Consider the following 6,760-nt stretch of genomic DNA (forward strand, 5'->3'; position numbering starts at 1 on the left):
CTTCATTGCCTAATAAATATTTAACTATTTCTAATCCAAAATCTTTAGAAGCAGCTACCGATCTTCCAGTTATTACATTTTTATCTACTATTACTGGAAAATTATTTGCACTTCCTCCATTTTCTAAAATATATTTTTCAAATCCTGTATATGCAGTCGCATTTAACCCTTTTAAAACTCCTATTTTAGCAAGATAAGAAGGGGCTGCACATATTGCAGAAACTAATTTTTTATCATTAAACATCTTAACAACTATCTCTTTAATTAAATCATATTCATAATATTTTTTAGTTCCTGGTCCTCCAGGTAGAAATACTCCATCAAATTCATTAAAATTAATTTCAGTTAATTTTTTTTCTACAATTATTTTAACTCCATGAGAACTTACTACTTCTAGTGTGTCTTGTGGTGTTGAAATTAAAACTTCAATTCCTACTCTTCTCATTAAATCTATAGGAAATAATGCTTCTGTTTCTTCAAATCCATCTACTAATATTGTTAATATCTTTTTCATAAAAGCCCCTTATCTTATTATCAATCTAATTAAGTACTGTACAGGCATTGCCACTAAAGAAAGTATTGTAAATACCACCATTCTATAAATATACATAGGTGCTCCTTTTTTAGTAACTCTACTATAAACTATCATAGCTGCAAGTACTGCTGCCATTATTAAAAATATTCCAAAAATATTAGAAGATAATAAAGTTGATATAAAGAATAAAACATATATTATATAGTCAAATTTAGTAAAAGGCATTTGATTTAAAATTTCATCTTCTCTCTTTTTTTCTTCAAACTCCTTTTCTTCTTTAGCTTTTCTTTTTTGTTCTTTTTCACCCTTTAATTTTCTCATAGTTCTCCTATCTTAAAGACTCAATAACTTCTTCAGTAGTATCTTTACTTAAAATTAAATCTCTATATTTTTGAGCCTCAGCATAATTTGTATCTAAAATTTTTCTCTTAACTTTTAACACTGAAGAAGCTGACATACTAAATGAGTCAAGACCCATTCCTAAAAGTAATTCAGTAGCATCTTTATTCCCTGCAAATTCTCCACACATACTTATTGAAATCCCTTGATTATGTGCAGCATCTATTACTTTTTGTATAGCTTCAAGTACCGCAGGATTGAATGCTGAATAAAGATCAGAAACCATTTCATTTCCTCTATCAACAGCTAAGAAATATTGAGTTAAATCATTTGTCCCTATAGAGAAGAAGTCAACTTCTTTTGCAAATTTATATGCTATTATTGCAGAAGACGGTGTTTCTACCATCATACCTACTTTAATATTTCTATCAAATTTCTTACCTATAGCATCTAATTCTTCCATACATTCTTTTAAAATTATATTTGCAAGTCTTACTTCTTTAATCGAACTTATCATAGGGTACATTATCTTAACAGTTCCATAAGCAGACGCTCTTAATATTGCTTTAAGTTGTGTCTTAAACATATCTTTATTTACCAATGACACTCTTATAGCTCTATATCCTAAGAAAGGATTTAATTCTTTAGGTAAATCTAAATAAGGTAATTCTTTATCTCCACCTATATCCATAGTTCTTATAGTTACAGGATTATTATTCATCTTTTCAACAACTGATCTATATGCTCTATATTGTTCCTCTTCTGTTGGCATATGATCAGAATTCATAAATAGAAATTCTGTTCTATATAATCCTATACCTGTAGCTCCTGCTTCAATAACTGCATCAACATCTTCAGGTTTCCCTATATTACCCCACACCTCTACACCGTGTCCATCAGTTGTTACAGGTTTTAAGTCTTTTATTTTTTTCAATTCTTCTTTTAAATTTAATTGTTCTTCTCTTTTTCTTAAAAATTCATCAACTAATTCTTTAGATGGGCTTAAATAAATTTCACCTTTTTCTCCATCAATTATTATATTTTCTCCATCTTTAACAGTAGAAATTATAGATTTAGTTCCTACTACAGCTGGAATTTCAAGTGATCTTGCCATAATAGCTGAATGAGCAGTTTTACCACCTATTTCAGTTACAAAACCTTTACAATTTTCAAGATCTAATTGAGCTGTATCAGATGGTGTTAAATCATTTACAACTATTACTGTATTAGGTTCTAAATTACTTAAATCTTTTATTTTAATATTTAATAAATTTTTTAACCATCTTGTTCCTATATCTTGTATATCTGCTGCTCTTTCCCTCAAATATGGATCATCTAATTGTGAAAACATATCTGCATAAGTTTGTATTCCTTCTTTTAAAGCATATTCTGCTCTCATACCATCTTCTTTTATTTTTGTTTTAATTTCATCCATTAAATCTTCATCTTCTAAAAGAAGTATATGGCCATCAAATATATCTGCTTTATCATCACCCATTTTAGCTCTAACTTTTTCTCTAATAGATATTAGTTGGGTTTTAGATTTTTTCATAGCTTCTTCAAGTTTTAAAAATTCTGATTCGGCTGTTTCACTTTTTAAATTTTTTTCTTCAGGAAGAACTATATCTTCTTGATGGAAAATTAATACATTACCTATAGCAACACCTTCTGATGCTCCTATACCTGTTAATCTTAGCATAATATACCTCCGTACTATTTATTATTTTTTCTAATTTCTTTCATTTTAATACGCAATAATTTAACAATTTCTCCCTTGCCAAAATTAGTTGCAAGATCCAAAGCACTATAACCTTTTTTATCTTTCATAAAAGGATCTGCCCCATTTTCAAGAAATAATACAACCATATTAGTATTCCCTTTTAATGCTGCATCTTCTAATGGATGCCAACCATCTACATCATTTACCTTATTTACTAAAGATTTATCTTTTTCTATAAGTAATCTTGCTCCATCATAATTTGAATAGTATGCTGCTATATTTAATGGATATTTTCCAAAAATAGGATGTCTAACATCTAAATTAACATCTCTTTTAAGAAGCTCATCTAATATAGTATTATTACCATATTCTATAGCTATCATTAAAGCTGTTTCACCCTTTAAATTTTTAGCATTAATATCTATTTTTTCAATTTTAGATATTTCTATATTTTTAAATGCTGGTTTATAGGCATCTTGAGAATATATGTTTATATTTTCTTCACCATCACCATTTATATACCTCATAACTTGTGTATTATTAAAATATCTAATTGCATTAAAAAAATCATTTAATCTAGTTTCTTCTATCTCACTTTCTTTTGATAATAAAATTTGGCTTGAATTATCATTATTTGTATATGATATGAGCGAAATAAATAATAATAAAATAAAAATTTTTTTCATTTTCATCACTACCTTATTATATCATATTTTTTATTTTTTTAAAATTTTATTTAATTTATCACTAAAATCTTCTTCTTCCATCTTTTTACAAAGTAAATCAGGTCTATTTTTTAAAGTTTTTTTCAGTGATTCATTATCTCTAAATTCATTTATCAATTTATGATTCCCATTTAAAAGAACCTCCGGAACTTCCATTTTGTCTATAACTTGAGGCCTTGTATATTGAGGAAATCCAAGTAGACCATTATAAAAAGAATCTGTTTCATAAGACTCTTTTTTTATTATCCCTTCTTTCATTCTCATTATTCCATCTATAAGTACAAGAGAAGGAAGATCCCCACTACTTAAAACATAATCTCCTATAGAAATTTCTTGATCAACAAATTTATCTATAACTCTTTGATCCAATCCCTCATATCTACCTGATATTATACAAATATCATCTTTTTGAGATAATTCTATCAATTTTTTTTGATTTAACTTTTCACCTTGTGGAGTAACAAAAATAGTATACGGTTTTTTTATTTTTGATTTCCTTAAACCCACAAAATATGCCCAAAAAGGTTCTGGTTTTAATACCATACCGGCACCTCCACCAAAAGGCGCATCATCTACTTGCTTATGTTTATTATCAGCATAATCTCTAATATTTTCTATAATATATTCAACATCATTACTATTAGCTCTATCTAAAATCGTTTGAGATAAATACATTTTAAATAATTCATCAAATAATGTTAAAACTCTTATTTTCATTATCTCATACCTTCTATCAATTCCGTATTAATAAGCTTTTCTTTTTCATCTATTTTTTTTATAAATTCATCAACCATAGGAACCATTATCTCATCTGTATCATTATTTATTATTAATATATCATGTGCTGCTGTTTCTAATATATCTATTACATCACCTATATATTCATTTTTATCATAGACCTTAAACCCAATAAGGCTCAATTCTTCTTCATAATCAGGAACTAAATCTTTTCTAATATATACATTGTATCCTATATATTCTTTAGCATTATCCATATTTTTTATACTTTCAAAATCAATTAAAACTCTCTTATCTGTCATTCCTTTAACATTAGATATCTTTTGTACATTCATATCATTATCTTTTTTTAGTATAACATCAAAACCTATAATTTCTGAAATTAAAGAAAAAGAAGTTTTTAATTTAACTGTACCAAGTAATCTATGCGTACCAGTTATAGTTCCTACATATATTAAATTATCTATTATTCTCACCACCTTTTAATTTTGTTAAATTATAATACAATATACCTAAATTTAAAGTTATACAAACACTAACTAATATAATGTAGGTTGAGATAAATATCATTTTTTCTCCTAATGAATCATAAACCATCTTAACTAAATCATCAACTTTCATAGTTGAATATACTAAAGAAATTTTACTTGAAGTATATCTCATTAAATAAGCACATAATGGAATATATAAAATTATATAACTAAAAATTATAGTTTCAAGCATACTATACACATTCAACCTAAATAAGCTAAATGAATATTTAAGAGAATATTTAAAATTTATTTCTTTAATAAAAAATATATATCCAAAATATGCAAAAACTAATCTCAAACTCAAAGTAAATGAAGTTAATAAGGTAGAAGAATATTTTATATTAGTAAAAAAATTAAAAATTACAAGTATAAAATAATATATAGCAAATCTTTTAATATTCATTTTATAATTTTCATAATATTTAGCAACTATAATTATAGTAAACACTTTAATTAAAGTATATACAAAATTATTGATTATAAATTTTTTAGAATAAATATTTGTCAAAAGAATAAGTATGGTAAATAATATAAAATATATGATATTAGACCATACTATTTTAATACCTTCTTTAAATATATCTAGTATTTTCATAATTAATTTTTTATCTTTCTAAAATTCTTACTATCTTCAGCAATTAATTTCAATGTTTTTAAATCTGTATCTTCATCATTACCAGCTATAGCAGATATAGCCCCTTCTATTAAAGGACAATCTGCGATTTCAACTTCTATTTCTCCTTTTAATAATTCTTTAGCACCTAATGCTGCATTTATAGAACTTCCAAAATCAACTAATAATAATACTCCTTTACCTCTATTTGCCTTTCTAATAGCATTAGCTACTATTTCTGGAGTAGTTCCATAAGTATCATAATTCTCTCCACCACCATTTAATATTTCAAAATCATCTTGTTTTAAAACTTCACAAAATTCTATAAAGGCATCTGCCATAGAATTACTATGACATACTAAAACTATACCAACTATTTCTTTCATTTTTACCTCCTATTTTTCTCCAAATAATCTATCTAAAATTATTGCCACTGCTGCTCTTACAGATAAATGATTATATCTTGTATTCAATCTTATTGGTTCTAATATATAAGTAGACATATCCATTACCTCTTGTATAAGACCCCAACCTGTTCCAAATAATAGTAAATAAACTTCGTCATCATTATATATTTTTTCACTCAAATTATTAAAACTCAAAGTATTAGGAAAAGTTTTAGCTGATGTTGTTACTATTTTAGGTCTTTTCCCTGTTAATTCTTCTATTTTTTTTACACTTTCTTCTATACTTGAAGCAAGTAAAGTATTTTCAAAAGCCTCATTTCTATCTTTATTAAAATCTATTCCATCCCCTTCTTGCCAAAAACCAAGTATTCTTGCTGTTAATTCTTGTTGTGCATCTACTGGGGTTATTATAAAATACTTAGATATATCATAAGTTCTACAAGTTCTTGATATATCATGTATATCAAAATTTGTAACAGATGTTGCTACAACATCTTTATTTTTATTATATACTGGATAATGAACTAATCCTAGAAATACTTTTTCTCTCATTTTTACACCTTTCTTAGATAAATATATATAACCTTGCTTTTTGAAGAACCTCTCTTTGTGATGAATAAGTTATTATTCTTAAAGCTTCTTCATACCTACACCATTTATATTCACTTATCTCATCTTCGTCTATTTTTACACTTTGACTTTCATCTTTAATTGTCGCTAGATATAAAGTAACATATTTTAATTCACCTTGATTTGTTATATACGATATAGTTTCTGAAAATTTATCTGGTTCATAAAGATTTATAGATAGACCTGTTTCTTCTTTAGTTTCACGTATTGCCGTTTCACAGCCATCTTCTCCCTCTTCTATATGTCCTTTAGGGAATCCCCAATTTCCACTTATTATCTTAACCAAAAGAAACTCAACTTCATTATTCTCATTATATCTAAATACTATACTACCATAAGAATAAACTTTTTTTATTTCTTTAGAATCTCCATATTCTCTCATTATATATTTCAATAATTCTTCTTTATTATTTTTTAATTTATTATCTGCTAACATATTGTATATTTCTTTTCTAATATATTCCTTAGTATAATATGAATTTAAATCTAAATTATGTAAATCAACCATATTAATATCTAA

General features: G+C 26.0%; 10 protein-coding genes. All 10 read right to left on the bottom strand.

The window, feature by feature from the left end; genetic code table 11:
• The coding region (locus ACWYO2_RS04295; protein ID WP_455515262.1) for a DJ-1/PfpI family protein at window positions 1-514 on the bottom strand (514 nt) is incomplete at its 3' end.
• A gap of 9 nt (window positions 515-523) precedes the next feature.
• Window positions 524-856 carry a hypothetical protein gene (locus ACWYO2_RS04300; RefSeq protein ID WP_455515263.1) on the bottom strand — a complete coding sequence of 111 codons (333 nt, stop codon included), beginning with the start codon at window positions 854-856 and terminating at the stop codon, window positions 524-526.
• A gap of 7 nt (window positions 857-863) precedes the next feature.
• Complete coding sequence (gene ptsP, locus ACWYO2_RS04305; RefSeq protein WP_455515264.1) at window positions 864-2,573, bottom strand: phosphoenolpyruvate--protein phosphotransferase; 1,710 nt, start codon at window positions 2,571-2,573, stop codon at window positions 864-866.
• A gap of 14 nt (window positions 2,574-2,587) precedes the next feature.
• Window positions 2,588-3,280, bottom strand: coding sequence for an ankyrin repeat domain-containing protein (locus tag ACWYO2_RS04310; RefSeq protein WP_455515265.1), 693 nt, complete (start codon window positions 3,278-3,280; stop codon window positions 2,588-2,590).
• 30 nt (window positions 3,281-3,310) lie between these two features.
• Entirely contained in the window at window positions 3,311-4,036 is a 726-nt protein-coding gene (gene trmD / locus ACWYO2_RS04315) for a tRNA (guanosine(37)-N1)-methyltransferase TrmD (RefSeq protein WP_455515266.1), read from the bottom strand.
• A complete protein-coding gene (gene rimM, locus ACWYO2_RS04320) occupies window positions 4,036-4,536 on the bottom strand; it encodes a ribosome maturation factor RimM (RefSeq protein ID WP_455515267.1) in 501 nt (166 codons plus the stop codon). The genes trmD and rimM overlap by 1 nt, the downstream gene beginning before the upstream one ends.
• Window positions 4,517-5,185 (bottom strand): hypothetical protein, encoded by a 669-nt coding sequence (locus tag ACWYO2_RS04325; RefSeq protein WP_455515268.1) that lies wholly within the window; start codon window positions 5,183-5,185, stop codon window positions 4,517-4,519. The genes rimM and ACWYO2_RS04325 overlap by 20 nt, the downstream gene beginning before the upstream one ends.
• A gap of 2 nt (window positions 5,186-5,187) precedes the next feature.
• Complete coding sequence (locus ACWYO2_RS04330) at window positions 5,188-5,589, bottom strand: PTS-dependent dihydroxyacetone kinase phosphotransferase subunit DhaM (protein WP_455515269.1); 402 nt, start codon at window positions 5,587-5,589, stop codon at window positions 5,188-5,190.
• Between the two features lie 9 nt (window positions 5,590-5,598).
• A complete protein-coding gene (locus ACWYO2_RS04335) occupies window positions 5,599-6,162 on the bottom strand; it encodes an RNA methyltransferase (protein ID WP_455515270.1) in 564 nt (187 codons plus the stop codon).
• A 13-nt stretch (window positions 6,163-6,175) separates the two neighbouring features.
• A partial coding sequence (locus ACWYO2_RS04340) for a bis(5'-nucleosyl)-tetraphosphatase (protein ID WP_455515271.1) occupies window positions 6,176-6,760 on the bottom strand: 585 nt, incomplete at its 5' end.

The organism is Pseudostreptobacillus sp. (assembly GCF_977040545.1).

Coding starts and splice junctions, on each gene's coding strand:
- ACWYO2_RS04300 (WP_455515263.1), bottom strand. CDS start 856: ATGAGAAAATTAAAGGGTGAAAAAGAACAAAAAAGAAAAGCTAAAGAA.
- ptsP (WP_455515264.1), bottom strand. CDS start 2,573: ATGCTAAGATTAACAGGTATAGGAGCATCAGAAGGTGTTGCTATAGGT.
- ACWYO2_RS04310 (WP_455515265.1), bottom strand. CDS start 3,280: ATGAAAAAAATTTTTATTTTATTATTATTTATTTCGCTCATATCATAT.
- trmD (WP_455515266.1), bottom strand. CDS start 4,036: ATGAAAATAAGAGTTTTAACATTATTTGATGAATTATTTAAAATGTAT.
- ACWYO2_RS04325 (WP_455515268.1), bottom strand. CDS start 5,185: ATGAAAATACTAGATATATTTAAAGAAGGTATTAAAATAGTATGGTCT.
- ACWYO2_RS04330 (WP_455515269.1), bottom strand. CDS start 5,589: ATGAAAGAAATAGTTGGTATAGTTTTAGTATGTCATAGTAATTCTATG.
- ACWYO2_RS04335 (WP_455515270.1), bottom strand. CDS start 6,162: ATGAGAGAAAAAGTATTTCTAGGATTAGTTCATTATCCAGTATATAAT.